The sequence below is a fragment of the Limosilactobacillus reuteri genome (genome assembly GCF_034259105.1).
GTDB lineage: Bacteria > Bacillota > Bacilli > Lactobacillales > Lactobacillaceae > Limosilactobacillus > Limosilactobacillus reuteri_G.
On record NZ_CP139478.1, the window covers coordinates 815,063 to 833,291 of the forward strand.

The following is an 18,229-nucleotide window of genomic DNA, read 5'->3' on the forward strand; positions in this document are numbered from 1 at the left end:
CCAGCCTCTTGTTTAATTTTGGCGTTGAAATGGTGGTTAATTTTAAATGATTGATGCAAAATTTAAGTGGGAACTTGCCGATAATGCTTCCTCATTAACTGTTGATAATCTTGAAAAAGAGTTAGGCATTTCTAGAATATTGGCAACCTTATTAGCTCAGCAAGGAATCGATTCAACCGAACAAGCAAAAAAATTCTTTGAACCATCGATGGAAGAGATCCATGATCCAACCTTATTGCATGATATGGATAAAGCAGTTGAGCGAATTAAGCAGGCAGTTGAAAAGCAAGAACAAATTACTATTTATGGTGATTATGATGCCGATGGAATTACTAGCACATCCTTAATGTATGAAACGCTATTATCTATCGGTGCTAATGTTAATTATTATGTCCCAAATCGTTTTACAGATGGATATGGGCCTAACGTGGATGCTTACCAACGTCTTGTTGATAATGGTACCCAGCTTTTTATTACGGTGGATAATGGCGTTAGCGGAAAAAATGTTATCGATAAGGTAATGGCAGCAGGAGTAGATGTTATAATTACTGACCACCATGAGTTGCCTGCTGACTTGCCTAATGCGGTTGCGATCGTTCACCCTCGTTATCCTGGTAGTAATTATCCTTTTCCTGATTTGTCAGGCGTTGGTGTTGCATTTAAGGTGGCTTGGGCTTTAACTGGTGAGTTTCCTGTTGAAGAACTGGACTTAGTTGCAATTGGTGAAATAGCTGATGTAGTAAACGTTACGGACGAAAATCATGCGTTAATTTCCTATGGCATTCAGCAATTACGACAGGGGATGCGTCCAGGATTAGCGGCTTTAATGAAATTAGCTGATATTAAAGCTAACAATCTAACTGATCAGGATATTGGATTTGGAATTGCACCACGGCTAAATGCGCTTGGCCGAATTGCTGATGCTAATGATGGAGTTAAGCTGCTGACGAGTTTAGATGAGAATGAATCACAAAAATTAGCTAAAGAGGTAGATCAGGCTAATAAAGAACGTCAGAACCTAGTTGCTGAGATTATGAAAGAAGCAGAAAAACAGGCTAATAGCTCAGCTAACCAGCAGAAAAGGACCTTATTAATTGTTGGGAAAGGTTGGCATCAAGGTGTATTAGGAATTGTTGCCAGTCGGATTATGAATGAGACCGGAAAGCCAACAATTGTGGCATCAACTGATCAAAATAATCCGACCTTAATAAAAGGATCTGGTAGAAGCGTTGACAGTTTTAATTTGTTCAATGCCTTGGAGGCTCATCGTGAACTATTTACAACATTTGGTGGGCACCCTGCTGCTTGTGGTCTTTCTTTTGATCAGAAAAATATTGTACCTCTGCAAATAGCCTTGGAAGAAGAAGCAGTCAAACAAAAATTTGATCCAACGGTAAAGCAACCTCTTCCAATCGCAATGAAACTTGTACCAGCTGATGTTACCCAACAGTTATATAACGATATTCAACAGGTTGCTCCATTTGGTCCAGGAAATATGGAACCGGTTTTTGAATTAAATAACGTTAAAGTTGTCGATGTCAAAACAATGGGACAGGAACACCAGCATTTAAAATTTTCGATTGTAAGTGATAAAAAAAATCTAACAGTCGTCGCTTTTGGTCAAGGAAATTTGGCAACACTATTATCCGCGCCAACCGGACAAATTAATTTAGCCGTTAAAGTTAGTCTTAATGAGTGGCGTGGTAAAAAAAGTGTCCAACTGATGTTAGAAGATCTCCAAATTAATGGAACGGTAATTATTGATGAACGAACGAATAAACTAACTCCTCAGCTTTTTAGTTCTTCAGATTATTACATTGTAAGAGAACCAAGATTGCGAGAAAATATTGCTCCCCATGTGGCTCCTGGCTATACTTTATCGATCGAAGAAGCAATTAAGACTGATTTTTCTGGTCAACAAGTAACGCTGGTTGACTGCCCATCTAGTGAAGAAATGCTAAAACGGATTTTTGCAGAGGATGAAGGAGAACCAGCAACTATTCGCTTATTATTGTATCAGCGAAAAAGTGCCTATTTAGCTGGGCTTCCAACACGGAATGATTTTGCACAGCTTTATCGATTTATTTATAGGCAAAAAGAATTAAAATGGCCCATGCAAGCTAAAGCAGTTAGCAATCATTTAAAGATTAATATGGATCGATTAAATCTAATGATTCAAGTGTTTTCTGAAGTAGGATTTGTTACAATAAAAGATGACGTGTTAAAGTTTAATGAGCCAACTAATAAGACTGATTTAACGCAAACTAAACGTTATCAAAAACAATTAGCACAATATAAAGTTGAACAACAGTTGCTTTTTAATGATGCGGCAACGGTTGCTAAATGGCTATTGGAATATCTAAATTTAGAATAAGGAGACTATTTATCTCATGGCTTTAGACCTTTATAAATACGTAGCTAGTGTTCCTGATTATCCAGAAAAGGGTGTTATTTTTCGGGATATTTTACCGTTAATGGCTGATGGAGCTGCATTTAAGCAAGCTACTGACGAATTAGTTGATTATGCTAAGGATAAAAAGGTAGATATGGTAGTAGGACCAGAAGCGCGAGGCTTTATTGTTGGGTGTCCTATTGCTCGTGAACTGAGTGTTGGATTTGCTCCAGCACGTAAAAAGGGTAAGTTGCCAAGGAAAGCAATTAGTGCATCTTATGACTTAGAATACGGAACAGCTACCTTGCAAATGGAAGCCGATGCAATTAAACCGGGACAACGGGTTCTTGTTGTGGATGATCTTTTAGCTACAGGAGGAACTATCTCTGCAACAATCGATATGGTTGAACAAATGGGTGGTATTGTTGTTGGCTGTGCATTCTTAATCGAATTAAAAGATCTTCATGGTCGCGATAAGCTTAAAGATTACGATATGAAGGCATTAATGGAATTTTAATTAGGAGGAGGCTGGGGATACTAGCCTTTTTTCTTTTTAAATTATAGTTGTATATATAAAATGAATGCGGGACAATAACATTACGTTGATAAAAAGGAGCCAGTTAATTTATGATTTTCTTAGTAATAATGGGAGCCCTATTTTTAATTTTGGGTGGTTTTTATCTTGCTAATTCATGGCAACAGTATCGCGAATGGAAAAGCGGGACAATCATTGTCGTATTGAGTATTATCGCAATTGTTTATGGTGTGATTAATTTACCTTATTTTCATCATAATAATTCTGCTAGCTCAAGCCAAAGTACTTCATCTTCACAAGTGGCGCGGTCCAGTAGTTTTTCATCATTTTCGAATGGATTAGCGATTGGCAATTCAAGTGCAAATGAAGCGCAACAAGAAAGTAAGACAATGGCTGTTTTGCGTCAAATGCAAAAGGGTTATTCAAAATTAGGTTCAGTTGACTATAACGAAGATAGTAAGACATTCCAGATCACGCCAACTGATGATAATACGGTTGAAGCATTGAAAGCTTTAGCGCAAGATCCAAGTCAGGCTGAACAAATGGGTTGGCCTAACTTAACTAAGTCGATTAAAAGCAATTCAGGGCAAGTAGAAAAAGCATTAGGTGAAGGATATTCAATTAGTATTATGAATCCAAGTGATTCTAGTAAGGCGTTGTATACGGCCAAAGATGGCAAAACTACATACGATATTGCTAATCAATAAAACTAAATAACCTAAGATTAGTTCAAGAACAGGCTATAATGCCCTCTGAGTATACAGATGAAATAGAAAATTCATCTTATACTCGGAGGGCTTTTTCTATGGGAAGAAAATCTAAATACTCAGCAGAGGAAAAACTCTTAATCCTCAATGAAGTTTTACAAAATGGAATCCATAAGGTAATAACTAAGTACAAGATTAGCCAAAAAACTATCAGGCGGTGGAGTCTTCTATACAAGTATCAGGGAATGTTAGGACTTCAAACAAGTCATCATAATCAAAGCTACTCTAAAGAATTTAAAAACTCATTGGTTGAACAATATCAACAAACAGATGAGGCATTAGATTTATTTGCGATAAAACACGGTTTACGATCTCAAAGGCAACTAGAACAATGGATTATCCGGTATAATGAATCTAACTTAAAGGCCTATACGCCAAGAAAGCGAGATTCAAAAATGAGTGGACGAAAGACTGACTTTGAAGAACGACTTACTATCATTGAAGAGTTGATTAAGCATGATGTGAACTACAATTGGGCAGTTGAAAAGTACCATATTAGTTACCAACAAGTTTATGGCTGGTATCAAAAGTATCGCAAAAGCGGTAATGACCCAGAATCACTTCGTGATCGCCGAGGCAAAGCTAAGCCAGAAGAGAAGTGGACGGAAGTTGACCGACTCAAGGCAGAAAATCACTTATTAAGGGCTCAGCTAGAAAAGCAAGAGATGGAGATTGCGTTCGCAAAAAAATTAACAGAAATACGCAATCGGGAGGTGGAAAAGGACTCCGGTACCAAGCCATCAAAGAACTAAATCAAGAAAATGGATGGTCAATTAGCCAGTTGTGTAAAATAGCTGATTCTTCGCGAGATGGTTATTACAAATGGCTCAATCGAAAGCCAAGTCGATATCATAATGAGCAAGCAGAGTTACTTGAAGCGATTGTAGAGTTAGAAGAAGAACATAATTGGACGCTGGGATATTTAGCGATGACTACACAGTTAAGCTTTGAAAACCGTTTAAGCTTTACCGCTGGATTAAAACGAATAACTAATTGCATGCGTAAGCATGGAATTAGAGCAAATATTAGGAAGAAGAAGCGCAATCGAATTCAACGCCATGAAGAATACATCAATGACAACTTATTGCAGGGACAATTCGACCGTGAAACTAAAAATGAAGTGTGGGTTACCGACACAACGGAAGTTGCCTACGGCGAACACACACTTCATAAAGTACGAGTACACGTTATTTTAGATTTATATGGTCGTTACGCTTTAAGCTACAATATTTCAGACACAGAAACTTCATCAGCAGTAATTGAAACCTTTAATCGTGCTTTTACGGTTGAACCTGATGCGCAACCAATGATCCATACTGACCGCGGATCAGCTTACTGCTCAAGTATGTTCAACGACTACTTAGCCTCTAAAAATTGTATTCATAGTATGTCACACCCCGGTCATCCTTGGGAAAACTCCCCCATAGAGCGTTGGTGGAATGACTTCAAGCTAATCTGGATTAACAAACATAATCGTCCTAAGACGCTAGCAGAGCTAGAACAGCTCGTCAAAGGAGCCATTGAATACTTTAATACCAAACGCGCTTACACAAGCAAAAACGGCTTGACCGCGGAACAATTCCGCAATCAAGCTGCCTAAAATTTTTATCTATTTGATCTGTATACTTGACGGGACATAGTGCCACAGATTGGGGCACTTAATAGGTGTCCTTTTTTGTGTAATAAAAAAGCTGATATATCAACGTTTTAACAACTATTGAATATCAGCAAAACTTTAGATAAAGGAGACAAGGGGATTTGAACCCCTGCACGCTTTTACACGCCTAACGGTTTTCGAAACCGTCCTCTTCAGCCACTTGAGTATGTCTCCATTTCAACTTTACTATTGTAACAAAAAAATTGTAAAGCGTAAAGAGAATATCAATCAAGGAAATAGCTATTTAATAATTTTGCAGAAATGATTTCTTGCTGATATGATATTCTAATATATGATGTAATTTGAAATTTAATTAGGGGATTTTTATGGTAAAAAAATATTATGCAGTCAAAAAAGGTCGTCATCCAGGAATATATAAAACTTGGGCTGAATGTCAGAAGGAAGTTAATGGATATCCGAATGCTAAATTCAAAAGCTTTTTAACGCTTAAAGGTGCTAATGAGTGGCTTCAGGCTACGGGAAATATCGTGCCATCGACTAAAGCAGTTGATTATTCTGATAACATTCTTGTTTATACTGATGGAGGCTCCCGTAATCATGGCAATAAATTGGGACAGCATGTTAAGGCAGATGATAAAGCGGCCTGGGCTTATTTTATTCAAACTAAAGATCAAGCTTATACAGGAACTGCTGGCGAATTTGGTGCTACTAATAATAAAATGGAGATTACAGCTTTAATCCAAGCACTAACTAAACTATTAGAACTTGGCCTCCAAGATCAACCAATTACAGCGATTTTGGATTCACATTATGTACTGGACCCAATTATGAAAGGTTGGTTAACTAATTGGCAGCGGCGGGGATGGTTAACCGCTGGTGGCAAGCCGGTAGCAAATCAAGAGCTATGGGAAGAAATAGTTACCCTTTTACCTCAGTTCCCTAATTTACATTTTGATTGGACTAAGGGGCATGCAACGAATGCTGGAAATAATAAGGTCGATGAATTACTAAATAAGACGATGGATCAGTTATAATTATTTGACAAGAGGATGATAAGAAATGAGAATTGGTATTGACAAAATGGCTTTTGCAACAACAAATGACTATTTAGACCTTGTTGAATTAGCAAAAGAACGCGGCGTAGATCCTAATAAATTTACCATTGGAATTGGACAGGATCTACAGGCAGTTGTGCCACCTACGCAAGATATTGTGACTTTAGGAGCTACGGCAGCGAAAAAATTGCTTACTCCGGAATTAGAAAAAAATATTTCGACAGTAATTGTGGCAACTGAGTCAGGGATTGACAATTCAAAAGCAAGTGCAATCTACATTAAACACTTATTAGGGCTTAGCGACTTTACCCGAACGGTAGAAATGAAAGAGGCGTGTTATTCTGCAACAGCTGCTATCCAATTTGCAAAGGGAGTAGTGGCGCTTAATCCCCAAGAAACTGTATTAGTGATCGCTGCTGATATTGCTCGTTATGGATTAAATACTCCAGGAGAGGTGACTCAAGGAGCTGGAGCAGTTGCAATGTTGATTTCGCGTAACCCTCACATCCTAACCCTTGAAGATACAACTGTTGCTTATAGTAAGGATATAATGGACTTTTGGCGGCCGTTATATGCAACAGAAGCTTTAGTAGATGGAAAATACTCTACTAATGTTTATATTGAATTCTTCCTTCAAACTTTTACCCGTTACCAGCAATTAACTGGGCGAAATTTAGCAGATTTTGCTGCCCTTACATTCCATATGCCGTTTACTAAAATGGGAAAGAAAGGATTAGAAGGGCTGCTCAAAGATCGTAATGACGAAGTAGCTCAACGATTACGAACACAATTAACCGCAAGTCAACTATTTTCGCGTCAAGTTGGTAACCTTTACACTGGCTCCCTATATTTATCATTAATGTCATTGTTACAAAATAGTGACTTAAGAGCTGGAAGCCGAATTGGGTTATTTAGCTATGGTTCTGGTGCAGAAGGAGAGTTCTACACAGGAATCCTAGAAGATGGCTACGAGCATTATATGAATAACATTCAAGAAGAACTAAAACATCGTCATCAGGTTTCGGTAGCAGAATACGAAAAACTATTTAGTAGTCAATTAGGAATGAGTGATCGGGATATCAAGCTTGATGTTACTAATGATCCATTGCCTTTCGTTCTTAAAGGACAAAGGGATCATCAACGGATTTATGAAGCTAAATAACCTAATAAAAAAGGAGCCCTCCACATGGACTCCTTTTTTATTTAGAAAATATGATCACGAAATAGTCCCACTACTTTACCAAGGATTTTAACATTGTCTAAGAAGATTGGCTCCATCGTATCATTTTCTGGCTGTAAACGAAAACGTGTTTTTTCTTTATAGAATCGTTTACAAGTAGCTTCATTATCATCGTTCATTGCAATAACGATATCACCATTTTTAGCAGTGGATTGTTTACGCACGATTACTTGGTCACCATTAAAAATCCCTGCTTTAATCATACTAGTTCCACGAATGGTAAGCATAAACAAATCATTATTATCTTGAATAGAAGGAGGTATCGGGAAAAATTCAGTAGCATTTTCGACTGCTAAAATTGGTTGTCCAGCCGTAACAACGCCAAGCATTGGAATTTCTTTTTGAATCGGTTTAACGCCTAAAATATCAAGTCCCTTGGGTGTAATCTCAAGTGCTCGAGGCTTAGAAGGGTCTTTTTGTAAGAATCCTTGTTCGATTAAGCGTGAGATGTGTCCGTGGACTGTTGAAGTTGAAGACAGGCCAACAGCACTACAAATTTCACGAACAGTCGGCGGATAGCCATGATCTTCAACTTGTTTGTGAATATAATTTAGGACGGCCATTTGTTTATTTTTTGCTACCTTTGCCATATTGACACCTCATTATCATTAATTGTGTTAAGCTTATCATAGATAGATGCATATTTCAAACGTACGTTCGTGATTTGCATTAATTTTATAAAATAAGTAAAATCGACTTTGCTAAGGAGATGATTATAATGGCTGAATCTAAAGAACAAGATGCTTTATTGAAGCGAATTAATGAACTTGCTCATAAGAATAAAGAAGAAGGCTTAACTGAAGAAGAAACAAAAGAACGAGATCGTTTACGTAAGGAGTACCTAAAGAACTTTAGAGAATCAATGCGTAGTAATATTGAAATGATGCGGATCTTTGATAAAGAAGGGAAAGAAGTTACTCCTGAAAAGGTTCGTGAAATCCAACGTAAAAAAGGACTTCGTGACGATTAACAGCGATTTGCTCTTTTCAAAAATTGCTCTTTCGTGTAAGATGGATAAGTAACGAGCAAAGGAGGAAGTAATTTTGGGTATGACGATCATGCTAATGATTCTTGCATTATTAGTCGGTTTGGTTATCGGCTTCTTTGGTGCACGTAAATACATGGAAAACTACCTCCGCAATAATCCACCGATTTCGGAAGAGATGCTGCGGACGATGATGCTTCAAATGGGGCAAAAGCCATCAAGTCGTAAATTACATCAAATGATGCAAGCGATGAAAGCACAAGCTAAAAAGTCGAATCGTAAATAATATAAAAGGATGTGATAATTATCACATCCTTTTATATTGGAAATTAAAATTCGTCATTCTTCGGCTTTGGAGGAACAATATATCTATAATTGGGATCAATTTGTCTATCTAATTGGTCAAAGGCGTCTTGCATTTGTTTTTCTAAGTCAGCCTGTACTTCGGGAGTGAGCCGTTGCTTTCGGTCAATATAAATAGGCTTCCCAAATGCAATTTGGCGCGGCTTACGAGTAAATAGCTGGCCAAATTTTAGAGGTCCCTGGTAAACAGCAGGAACTAAGGGGACATTTGCCATTTTAGCGATCACGGTGGCCCCGCCTTTTAATTTAGATGAGTAGCGTGATCCGGTAGGGAAAATAATGGTCGATAAGTCAGTCTTATTTAAAATTGTAACCGGCTTTTTAATAGCAGACGGACCTGGATTTTTCCGATCAACTGGATAGGCATTTAGTGCTTTTAAGAATTTGCTAGCAATTGGATTCTTAAAAAGTTCTTTTTTAGCCATGAAGCTAAATTTTTTAGGCCATACGGCAAGTGCTAGTAAGACAGGATCCATCCAAGTACGATGAGGTGCAATAATAATATAATTGCCTTCAGGGATGTTTTCCCGATTGTATATTTTAGGTCGTCCGTTAATCAAATTTAAAAATGGATTAACGATTTTAACGAGGAAAGTGTACAACATGTCAATCTTCCAATCTATAACAAAATTAAGTTTTCGTTCCTCAGTATGACGAAAAAAAGTGGATCTTGCAAGTACAAAAATAATGGAGGACATAATGGAAAACAGAAATATTCTAAAAAAGAATGAAAGAATTGATCAGCTATATAGTCAGGATGTACGGATAATCCAAAATCCCCATTATTTTGCTTTTTCATTAGATGCTGTCTTATTAGCAAATTTCGTGCGTCCCAATCATCGACAGAAATTAAAAATTGTTGATTTATGTGCTGGAAATGGGGCAATCGGCATTTTTCTCCACGATAAGCTTGGCGGAACATTTACTGAAGTTGAATTACAACCACAGATTGCGGATATGGCTGAACGGACAATTATGCTAAATGATTTACAAGATCGGTATACCGTCATTAATGATGATATTGCTAACGTTAATGATTATATTTCTAAGGATTCGATTGATATTGTCCTTTGTAATCCTCCTTATTTCCCAGTTACAGCCCAAAGCCAGAAGAATCCAAATAAAGCTTTAGCGATTGCTCGTCACGAAATAGCAACCGATTTAGTGACGGTTATTCAAAAAATGAGTGGCTTATTAAAAATGAATGGTCATGGGTATCTTGTGCATCGTCCAGATCGTTTAGGTGAGATTTTACAAGTGTGTCAGAAAAATAGATTAGCACCTAAAAGAATTCAATTTATTCATCCTAAACCTGATCGTGATGCGAATATTTTGTTGCTTGAAGTGATTAAGGATGGCCGGCCTGGAGGAGTAAAAGTAGTACCACCATTGATTGTTCATGGAGCAGATAACGAGTATACTCCAGCGGTTCAGGAGTTATTATATGGCAAGTGAGAAATACTATATTTATGTATTGTATTGCGCGGATAATAGCCTTTATTGCGGCTTTACCAACAATGTTAAACGACGCTTTCATACTCATCAGACTTATCAAGGGGCAAAATATACTCGTGTGAAAAAGCGCCATCCGCTAAAGCTTATTTATTCAGAGGAATTTGAATCAAAGCATGATGCCCTGAGTGCGGAATATTATTTTAAACATCAAACCCGCCGCCAAAAAGAAAAATTTTTACTAGACCATGGTGTCGATTTATTGAAACTACGGAGGAATTAAGATGAAGATTTATATGTATGGTGTTTATCAGGATGAAGTTCCTTACATTACGGAATGGCAAGAGGAACATCCTGAAGTAACTGTAGACTCAACGACGAAACTTTTAGATGAAAGCACAGTCAACTTGTCTAAAGGAAGCGATGGAGTAGTAGTATTCCAGCAAAAGCCTTATTCGGATGAGGCTTTACGTCAATTAGCACTTAATGGTATTACAAAGATGTCATTGCGAAATGTTGGGGTTGATAATTTTAACCATGAATTAGTACAAGAACTTGGTTTCCAAATTACCAATGTACCGGTTTATTCTCCAGCTGCGATTGCTGAATTTTCAGTTACTCAAGCACTTAATCTTTTACGTCGAACAAAAGAATTTTATTTGAAGTTAGCGAAAGGAGATTATAACAGGGCACCGCATATTGCTAAGGAAATGAATAAGCAGGTTGTTGGGATAGTTGGAACAGGAAACATTGGATCCACAGTAGCTAAAATCTTTGCTGGTTTTGGTGCAAAAGTGATTGCATATAGCCGTCACCAAAATAAGGAACTAGAAGGAATTGTTGAATACGTTAGCCTTGATGAATTATATAAACGGGCAACAATTATTTCGCTTTATTTACCTCATGTTCCAGCAACAGATAAAATGCTTAATGAAAAAACATTTGCAATGATGCAGGACGGGGTCTTACTGGTTAACACTGCACGTGGACCATTAGTCGATGAAAAGGCATTGATTGAAGCATTGGATAGCGGTAAAGTCGGAGGAGCTGCTCTAGACGTAATGACTGGTGAAACCAAGATTTTTAACCAGCAAGTTGATTTCCAAGAAGTCGATTATGATGAATTTAAGGATTTAGTTGATCGGCCAAATGTTTTAATCACGCCACATATTGCTTTCTATACTGATCAAGCAATCAAAAATATGGTTAAGATGAGTTTGTCTGCCAATCTAGATTTGATTAAAACTGGGACCTCAGATAAACTAGTTAAATTTTAAAATAAGTTAAGTGAAAAACCTTGTCAGTTTGCAAGGTTTTTTGTATACTATATTTCGGTGTTACACGCCAATTTCACACCCAGAATGATGGTGGTGAGGGTGCTTAAATAGTCCCATTGCCAGAAGAAGACTGGGGAGGAAAAACAATTTGGAGGTATATTTATGTCTGTTGTATCTATGAAGCAATTGCTTGAAGCCGGTGTCCACTTCGGTCACCAAACTCGTCGTTGGAACCCAAAGATGGAAGAATACATCTTTACTGAACGTAACGGTATTTACATCATTGACTTACAAAAGACTGTTAAGTTAATTGATACTGCTTACAACTACATGAAGGATGTTGCTGCTAACGATGGTGTTGCTTTATTTGTTGGTACAAAGAAGCAAGCTCAAGATGCTATTGAAGAAGAAGCTACTCGTGCAGGTCAATACTACGTTAACCACCGTTGGTTAGGTGGTACTTTGACCAACTGGAAGACTATCCAATCACGGATCGCTCGTTTGAAGGAACTTAAGAAGATGAGCGAAGACGGTACATTTGATGTTCTTCCTAAGAAGGAAGTTGCTGTCTTAACTAAGCAACGTGAAAAGCTTGAACGTTTCCTTGGTGGTATTGAAGATATGCCACGGATTCCAGATGTTATGTTCATTGTTGATCCTCACAAGGAACAAATCGCTGTTAAGGAAGCTCAAAAGTTACATATTCCAATCGTAGCTATGGTTGATACTAACACTGACCCAGACGACATTGATTACGTTATCCCATCAAACGATGATGCTATCCGTGCCGTTCGCTTAATCACTTCAAAGATGGCTGATGCTTTTGTTGAAGGTAAGCAAGGTCAAGACGATGCTCAACAAGAAACTGCTGATGATAACGCTGCTAACGAAACTGTTAGCGAAGATTCATTAAAGAACTTGAAGAACAGCGTTGAAGGTAAAGAAGACTAAAAATATTAAATTCTTGGGCTGTTTTGTACGGACCATTCTGGCCTAAGTACTAAACAGCCCTTTTTTCAAAAAAGATTATAAAAGGAGAGATTTCGTCATGGCTGAAATTAAAGCTGCTCAAGTTATGCAATTACGTAAAAAGTCCGGTGCCGGTATCATGGATGCTAAGAAGGCATTAGTTGCTAGTGATGGTGACATGGATAAAGCAATGGACTACCTTCGTGAAAAGGGTATTGCTAAGGCAGCCAAGAAGAGTGACCGTGTTGCAGCTGAAGGATTAGCTGATATTGCTGTTAATGATAATACAGCTGCAATCGTTGAATTGAATTCAGAAACTGATTTCGTTGCTGCTAGTGAACCATTTAAGGACTTATTGAAGAAGGTTACTAAGTTAATTAGTGAAAACAAGCCTGCTAATGTTGAAGAAGCATTAGAAATCAAGACTGAAAATGGTACATTGAATGATGATATTATCAGTACTACACAAAAGACTGGTGAAAAGGTTAGCCTTCGTCGGTTTACTGTTGTAGAAAAGGATGACGGCGATAGCTTTGGTGCATACTTACACCAAGGTGGTCAAATTGCTGCATTAGTTGTCTTAGAAGGTGCTGATGATGCCACTGCTAAAGACGTTGCAATGCACGTTGCAGCTATCAATCCTGAATTCATGACTCGTGATGATGTTTCTCAAGAACGTCTTGACCATGAACGTGCTATCTTCAAGGAAGAAACTTTAAACGAAGGAAAGCCTGAAAAGATCGTTGACAAGATTGTTGAAGGTCGTTTAAACAAGTTCCTTTCACAAATTTGTTTAGCAGATCAAGACTTTGTTAAGGATTCTGACCAAACTGTTGAACAATACGTTTCAAGCAAGAATGGTAAGTTGAAGTCCTTCATTCGTTACGAAGTCGGTGAAGGAATCGAAAAAAAGCAAGATGACTTTGCTCAAGAAGTTAAGGACCAAATGAACTAAGCGTTCGGTCAAAAGGAGGACGTACTCAATGTAGTGCGTCCTTTTTTAAAAATTAACTTACCAATTCAAGGAGGATATCATATGGCAGATATTAAATACAAGCGAGTAATTTTAAAGCTCAGTGGAGAAGCATTAGCTGGTGACAAGGGTTTTGGGATTAACCCTCCCGTTTTAAAGGATGTAGCTAAGGAATTAAAAGAAGTTCATGATTTGGGCGTTCAAATTGCTATTGTTGTTGGTGGCGGTAACATGTGGCGTGGTGTTACTGGTGCTGAATTGGGGATGGAACGTGCGCAAGCTGACTACATTGGAATGTTGGCAACCATTATGAATGCCTTGTCACTTCAAGATGCGCTTGAATCAATTGGTGTTCCTACACGGGTACAAACTTCAATTGAAATGCGCCAAATTGCTGAACCATATATTCGGCGGAAAGCTATTCGTCATTTAGAGAAAGATCGAATCGTTATTTTTGCTGGTGGAACAGGAAGTCCTTACTTTTCAACTGATACTACTGCCGCATTACGGGCAGCAGAAATCAACGCTGATGCCATTTTAATGGGTAAAAATGGGGTTGACGGTGTTTACTCAGCTGATCCAAATAAAGTTAAGGATGCTACTAAGTTTGATCATTTAACCCATATGGATATCATTGAAAAGAATTTACATGTAATGGATACTACTGCTAGTTCACTATCGATGGACAATCATATCCCATTGGTAGTCTTCAACTTGAACACATCAGGCAATATTATGAAAGTAGTAACTGGTCAAGAAGTTGGTACAACAATTGAAGGAGACTGAGAATATGGCTACAGGAAAAGAAATTTTAAATGATGCCAAACAAAAAATGGCAAAATCAGGTGATGCACTTCAACGAACACTTGCTGATATTCGTGCGGGTCAAGCCAACGCAAGTTTATTAAATTCTGTTAAAGTTGAGTACTACGGAGCACCAACTCCATTAAATCAAGTTGCGTCAATCACAATTCCAGAAGCACGGCAATTATTAATTACTCCTTATGATGAGAGCGTGCTTGAAGAAATTGAAAAAGCAATCTATGCATCTAACTTAGGATTAACTCCTCAAAACGATGGAAGTTCAATTCGCTTAATCATCCCACAATTAACCGAAGATCGGCGGAAAGAATTGGTAAAGGACGTTAAGGCTGAATTAGAAAAGGCAAAAGTTGCAGTTCGAAACGTTCGTCGTGAAGCGATGGATGACTTAAAGAAGGGTAACAAGAACGGCGACTTTAATGATGATGAATTCCATGATCTTGAAAAGAAAGTTCAAAACGAAACAGATGCTGGAATTAAGAACCTTGAAGATATTGCAAATGCAAAAGAAAAGGAATTAATGGAAGGCTAGTTTTCAGAAATAAAAAGGAGCTGTGACATAAGTTAGGTCACTTCCATAAAATACGAACAGCGCAGTACAACAATGGCCTTCAGCGTCCGGCAAAGTCGAACGCTGAAGGCCTATTGTTGCTTGCGGGGGCTCCCAGAGGCTAGCTTCGCGTTGAAAAACGAAGTCACGAGTGCCTTCTGTCTCGCTCTCTTTTATTTTGGCTAACATTGAATTGTTATGATAAAACTATGTAACAATTTCCTGTGGATTGACAAATTGAAATTTGCCTCTGGTATAATAAAAGCTATAATTAATTGGCAGACGTGAATTTTTAATAAATGTCTGTAATTAATCTTAAGTACATGATAAAAATGGAGGAACAATTAGTGTTTTCCAAAAGTAAACATGATGAAATAAATCAGCAACTTGATATGGAACGTATTCCTAACCATATTGCAATTATTATGGACGGTAATGGCAGGTGGGCGCAGAAACGGCACCTTCTACGAGTTGCTGGTCATAAGCAAGGAATGCAAACAGTAAAAAAGATTACAATTGCTGCCAGTGAATTAGGGGTAAAAGTCTTATCATTATATGCTTTTTCAACCGAAAACTGGAAACGTCCTTCTTCAGAGGTAAGTTATTTAATGCAGTTGCCTGTCCGCTTCTTCTCAACATTTGTTCCAGATCTTGTCAAACATAATGTTAAGGTGACAGTGATGGGAGATATTACGCAACTACCTGAAGCTACGCAAAAAGCTGTTAAAGATGCAATGGCTGATACAGCCCACTGTACAGGAATGATTCTCAACTTTGCTTTGAACTATGGGAGTCGAGATGAGATCACTCAAGCTGCTAAAAAGATTGCAGAAGACGTTCAAAATGGGAACTTGGCAATTGCAGATGTTGATGAAGCTTCCTTTGGTAAGTACTTGATGTCAGCACAGTTAGGTCAATTTGCGGACCCTGATCTGCTAATCAGGACAAGTGGCGAAGAGCGGATTAGTAACTTTATGCTGTGGCAAATTGCTTATAGTGAATTGGAGTTTGTTCCAGAACATTGGCCAGACTTTGATGAAGATTCATTGCGATCAGCAATAATTGCCTATCAAGGACGTCATCGGCGGTTCGGTGGGCTAAAAAATCAATAAATAATAAGGGGATTTTGTTTTGAAAACACGAATAACGACCGCGGTAATTGCACTTGCAATCTTTATACCGCTTATTATATATGGTCATTGGCCATTAACAATTGCAGCAGTTGCCTTAGGAATGGTTGCAATGTCAGAAGTATTGGTAATGAAAAAAATGTTTGTAATTTCGTTTGAAGCTTTGATCAGTTATCTGGGGGTTGCTTTATTAATATTGCCGGATAGCTGGCTTGACTTCTTACCCAGCGTTGCAACTCGATGGTTCGGATTCTATATTTTAGTTGTTTTACTTCTATTACATACGGTTATTCGAAAACAACGCTTTACTTTCGATGATGCTGGGGTTTTAACATTAGCAATGCTCTATATTGGAATGGGATTTCGCTACTTTATTGCTGCCCGGGCAATCAATTTTCAAACGCTATTATATGGAATGCTGATCGTTTGGATTACAGATAGTGGAGCATATTTGATTGGTCGAAAACTCGGTAAAAATAAACTTGCTCCTAAAATTAGTCCTAATAAAACTTGGGAAGGTTCAATTGGTGGTACATTAGCTGCTGTTATTATTTTGGCTATTTATTGCTACTTTATCCCTGTTGGCGCAGGTTGGGTAACAATGATATTCGTTACTTTGATTCTTTCAATCTTCGGTCAATTTGGCGACTTAATCGAATCATCATTAAAACGCTACTACGGTGTGAAGGATTCAGGAAAAATTCTTCCAGGCCATGGTGGAATTTTAGATCGGTTTGATAGTATGCTAATTGTTATGCCAATGCTTCATTTATTAGGGATCATTTAATCAAACGTAAGGAAGAGATTTTTTGATAATAACAATTATTACATTTATTATTGTTTTTGGAATCCTTGTCCTTGTTCATGAATATGGTCATTATTATTTTGCTAAACGAGCAGGAATTCTGGTTCGTGAATTTTCAATAGGAATGGGTCCAAAAATTTGGTGGAGACGAAAAAATGGTACTACCTATACTATTCGAATTTTGCCCCTCGGTGGTTATGTTCGTTTAGCTGGGGCTGATGATGAGGACCAAGATGAGTTAAAGCCAGGTACCCCTCTAACAATTCAACTAAATGATCAAGATAAAGTTATTAGCATTAATGCTAGTGATAAAACAACCTTATTTCAGGGGATTCCCCTTCAACTAGTTGCTTGTGATTTAGAAGATGGCTTATGGATAAAAGGATATGTCAATGGGGACGAAGATCAGCTAAAGGTATATAGTGTTGACCATGATGCAATGATTATTGAGCGAGACGGAACCGAGGTACAGATTGCTCCACGTGATGTGCAATTTTGTTCAGCAAGCCTGCCTGCACGGATGATGACCAATTTTGCTGGTCCGATGAATAATTTCATTTTGTCCTTAGTGGTATTTATCATTCTTGGCTTCACCTTAACGGGCGTACCAACTAATAGCAATCAGTTAGGGCAAGTGAATGCAGGTTCCGTAGCTGCCAAAGCGGGCTTAAAAGCAAACGATCGGATTGTTAAGGTTAACAACCAAAAAATAAATAATTGGACTGACCTTTCAATTAATATTTCAAATAAGCCTAATAAGACAGTGTCAGTAACGTATGAGCGTGGTAATAAAACTTATCATACTAAGCTAACACCAAAAGCGGTTGAGCGAGGTCATCAAAAAGTTGGCCAAATTGGAATTGTTGAAAAGCAAGAAAAGAGTTTAGCTGCGCGTCTGAAGTTTGGTTGGCAACAATTTATCCAAGCAGGAACATTAATCTTTAGTGTTCTTGGCCACATGGTTACTCATGGGTTTACCTTAAATGATCTTGGTGGACCGGTGGCAATTTATGCTGGGACATCACAAGCCACCTCATTGGGAATCAATGGAGTTTTAAATTTCTTAGCCCTCTTATCAATCAACTTAGGAATTGTTAACTTATTACCAATTCCAGCATTGGATGGCGGGAAATTGTTATTGAATGTTGTTGAAGCAATCATTCGACGACCAATTCCTGAAAAAGCTGAGGGAATTATCACAATGATTGGTTTCCTAATCTTACTAACACTTATGGTTCTAGTAACGTGGAACGATATTCAAAGATATTTTATTCGGTAATTAAAAAAACAAAGGAG

At 37.9% G+C, this 18,229-nt stretch carries 21 protein-coding genes and 1 tRNA gene; 19 read left to right on the plus strand and 3 right to left on the minus strand.

Going from position 1 to position 18,229, the window contains the following annotated elements:
• The first annotated feature begins 46 nt into the window (after positions 1–46).
• The 5 genes from recJ to SH603_RS04940 all read left to right on the plus strand — a co-directional run bounded on the left by recJ (position 47) and on the right by SH603_RS04940 (position 5,294).
• Entirely contained in the window at positions 47–2,374 is a 2,328-nt protein-coding gene (gene recJ / locus SH603_RS04920; protein ID WP_321534154.1) for a single-stranded-DNA-specific exonuclease RecJ, read from the plus strand.
• A 16-nt stretch (positions 2,375–2,390) separates the two neighbouring features.
• Positions 2,391–2,909, plus strand: coding sequence for an adenine phosphoribosyltransferase (locus SH603_RS04925; RefSeq protein ID WP_321534155.1), 519 nt, complete (start codon positions 2,391–2,393; stop codon positions 2,907–2,909).
• 110 nt (positions 2,910–3,019) lie between these two features.
• Positions 3,020–3,634 carry a DUF308 domain-containing protein gene (locus SH603_RS04930; protein WP_065867619.1) on the plus strand — a complete coding sequence of 205 codons (615 nt, stop codon included), beginning with the start codon at positions 3,020–3,022 and terminating at the stop codon, positions 3,632–3,634.
• 98 nt (positions 3,635–3,732) lie between these two features.
• Positions 3,733–4,446 (plus strand): transposase, encoded by a 714-nt coding sequence (locus tag SH603_RS04935; RefSeq protein WP_321534156.1) that lies wholly within the window; start codon positions 3,733–3,735, stop codon positions 4,444–4,446.
• Positions 4,383–5,294: an IS3 family transposase gene (locus tag SH603_RS04940; protein ID WP_169471270.1), complete on the plus strand. Its 912-nt coding sequence runs from the start codon at positions 4,383–4,385 to the stop codon at positions 5,292–5,294. The genes SH603_RS04935 and SH603_RS04940 overlap by 64 nt, the downstream gene beginning before the upstream one ends.
• Before the next feature lie 143 nt (positions 5,295–5,437).
• Here the strand turns inward: SH603_RS04940 and SH603_RS04945 are convergent.
• Positions 5,438–5,525, minus strand: a tRNA-Ser gene (locus SH603_RS04945).
• A gap of 152 nt (positions 5,526–5,677) precedes the next feature.
• Between SH603_RS04945 and SH603_RS04950 the strand changes: the two genes are divergently transcribed.
• Positions 5,678–6,346, plus strand: a complete 669-nt coding sequence (locus tag SH603_RS04950; protein ID WP_169472740.1) for a ribonuclease H family protein — start codon at positions 5,678–5,680, stop codon at positions 6,344–6,346.
• Positions 6,347–6,371: 25 nt separating this feature from the next.
• A complete protein-coding gene (locus tag SH603_RS04955) occupies positions 6,372–7,529 on the plus strand; it encodes a hydroxymethylglutaryl-CoA synthase (RefSeq protein ID WP_321534157.1) in 1,158 nt (385 codons plus the stop codon).
• 41 nt (positions 7,530–7,570) lie between these two features.
• Here SH603_RS04955 and lexA read toward each other — a convergent pair whose 3' ends face one another.
• Positions 7,571–8,197: a transcriptional repressor LexA gene (lexA, locus tag SH603_RS04960; protein ID WP_003666853.1), complete on the minus strand. Its 627-nt coding sequence runs from the start codon at positions 8,195–8,197 to the stop codon at positions 7,571–7,573.
• A gap of 128 nt (positions 8,198–8,325) precedes the next feature.
• Between lexA and SH603_RS04965 the strand changes: the two genes are divergently transcribed.
• Positions 8,326–8,577 carry a DUF896 domain-containing protein gene (locus SH603_RS04965; RefSeq protein WP_169472737.1) on the plus strand — a complete coding sequence of 84 codons (252 nt, stop codon included), beginning with the start codon at positions 8,326–8,328 and terminating at the stop codon, positions 8,575–8,577.
• A 73-nt stretch (positions 8,578–8,650) separates the two neighbouring features.
• Positions 8,651–8,878 (plus strand): YneF family protein, encoded by a 228-nt coding sequence (locus SH603_RS04970; protein WP_003666855.1) that lies wholly within the window; start codon positions 8,651–8,653, stop codon positions 8,876–8,878.
• A gap of 43 nt (positions 8,879–8,921) precedes the next feature.
• On the opposite strand, the gene SH603_RS04975 is transcribed toward SH603_RS04970, so the two are convergent.
• A complete protein-coding gene (locus tag SH603_RS04975) occupies positions 8,922–9,560 on the minus strand; it encodes a lysophospholipid acyltransferase family protein (protein ID WP_169472736.1) in 639 nt (212 codons plus the stop codon).
• Positions 9,561–9,654: 94 nt separating this feature from the next.
• Between SH603_RS04975 and SH603_RS04980 the strand changes: the two genes are divergently transcribed.
• The 10 genes from SH603_RS04980 to rseP all read left to right on the plus strand — a co-directional run bounded on the left by SH603_RS04980 (position 9,655) and on the right by rseP (position 18,212).
• Positions 9,655–10,410: a tRNA1(Val) (adenine(37)-N6)-methyltransferase gene (locus tag SH603_RS04980; RefSeq protein WP_169471061.1), complete on the plus strand. Its 756-nt coding sequence runs from the start codon at positions 9,655–9,657 to the stop codon at positions 10,408–10,410.
• Entirely contained in the window at positions 10,400–10,690 is a 291-nt protein-coding gene (locus tag SH603_RS04985) for a GIY-YIG nuclease family protein (protein WP_169471060.1), read from the plus strand. Before SH603_RS04980 ends, SH603_RS04985 begins: the two co-directional genes overlap by 11 nt.
• Position 10,691: 1 nt before the next feature.
• A complete protein-coding gene (locus tag SH603_RS04990; protein ID WP_169472735.1) occupies positions 10,692–11,684 on the plus strand; it encodes a D-2-hydroxyacid dehydrogenase in 993 nt (330 codons plus the stop codon).
• A gap of 162 nt (positions 11,685–11,846) precedes the next feature.
• Positions 11,847–12,635: a 30S ribosomal protein S2 gene (gene rpsB, locus SH603_RS04995; protein ID WP_003666860.1), complete on the plus strand. Its 789-nt coding sequence runs from the start codon at positions 11,847–11,849 to the stop codon at positions 12,633–12,635.
• Positions 12,636–12,732: 97 nt separating this feature from the next.
• Entirely contained in the window at positions 12,733–13,608 is an 876-nt protein-coding gene (tsf, locus tag SH603_RS05000; protein WP_169472734.1) for a translation elongation factor Ts, read from the plus strand.
• A gap of 81 nt (positions 13,609–13,689) precedes the next feature.
• Complete coding sequence (gene pyrH / locus SH603_RS05005) at positions 13,690–14,412, plus strand: UMP kinase (protein ID WP_003666862.1); 723 nt, start codon at positions 13,690–13,692, stop codon at positions 14,410–14,412.
• A 4-nt stretch (positions 14,413–14,416) separates the two neighbouring features.
• Positions 14,417–14,980, plus strand: a complete 564-nt coding sequence (gene frr, locus SH603_RS05010; RefSeq protein WP_035157866.1) for a ribosome recycling factor — start codon at positions 14,417–14,419, stop codon at positions 14,978–14,980.
• Between the two features lie 350 nt (positions 14,981–15,330).
• Positions 15,331–16,110: an isoprenyl transferase gene (locus SH603_RS05015; RefSeq protein ID WP_113897585.1), complete on the plus strand. Its 780-nt coding sequence runs from the start codon at positions 15,331–15,333 to the stop codon at positions 16,108–16,110.
• Positions 16,111–16,129: 19 nt separating this feature from the next.
• Positions 16,130–16,915: a phosphatidate cytidylyltransferase gene (locus SH603_RS05020; RefSeq protein ID WP_003665791.1), complete on the plus strand. Its 786-nt coding sequence runs from the start codon at positions 16,130–16,132 to the stop codon at positions 16,913–16,915.
• A 22-nt stretch (positions 16,916–16,937) separates the two neighbouring features.
• Positions 16,938–18,212 (plus strand): RIP metalloprotease RseP, encoded by a 1,275-nt coding sequence (gene rseP / locus SH603_RS05025; RefSeq protein WP_321534158.1) that lies wholly within the window; start codon positions 16,938–16,940, stop codon positions 18,210–18,212.
• Positions 18,213–18,229 lie beyond the last annotated feature (17 nt).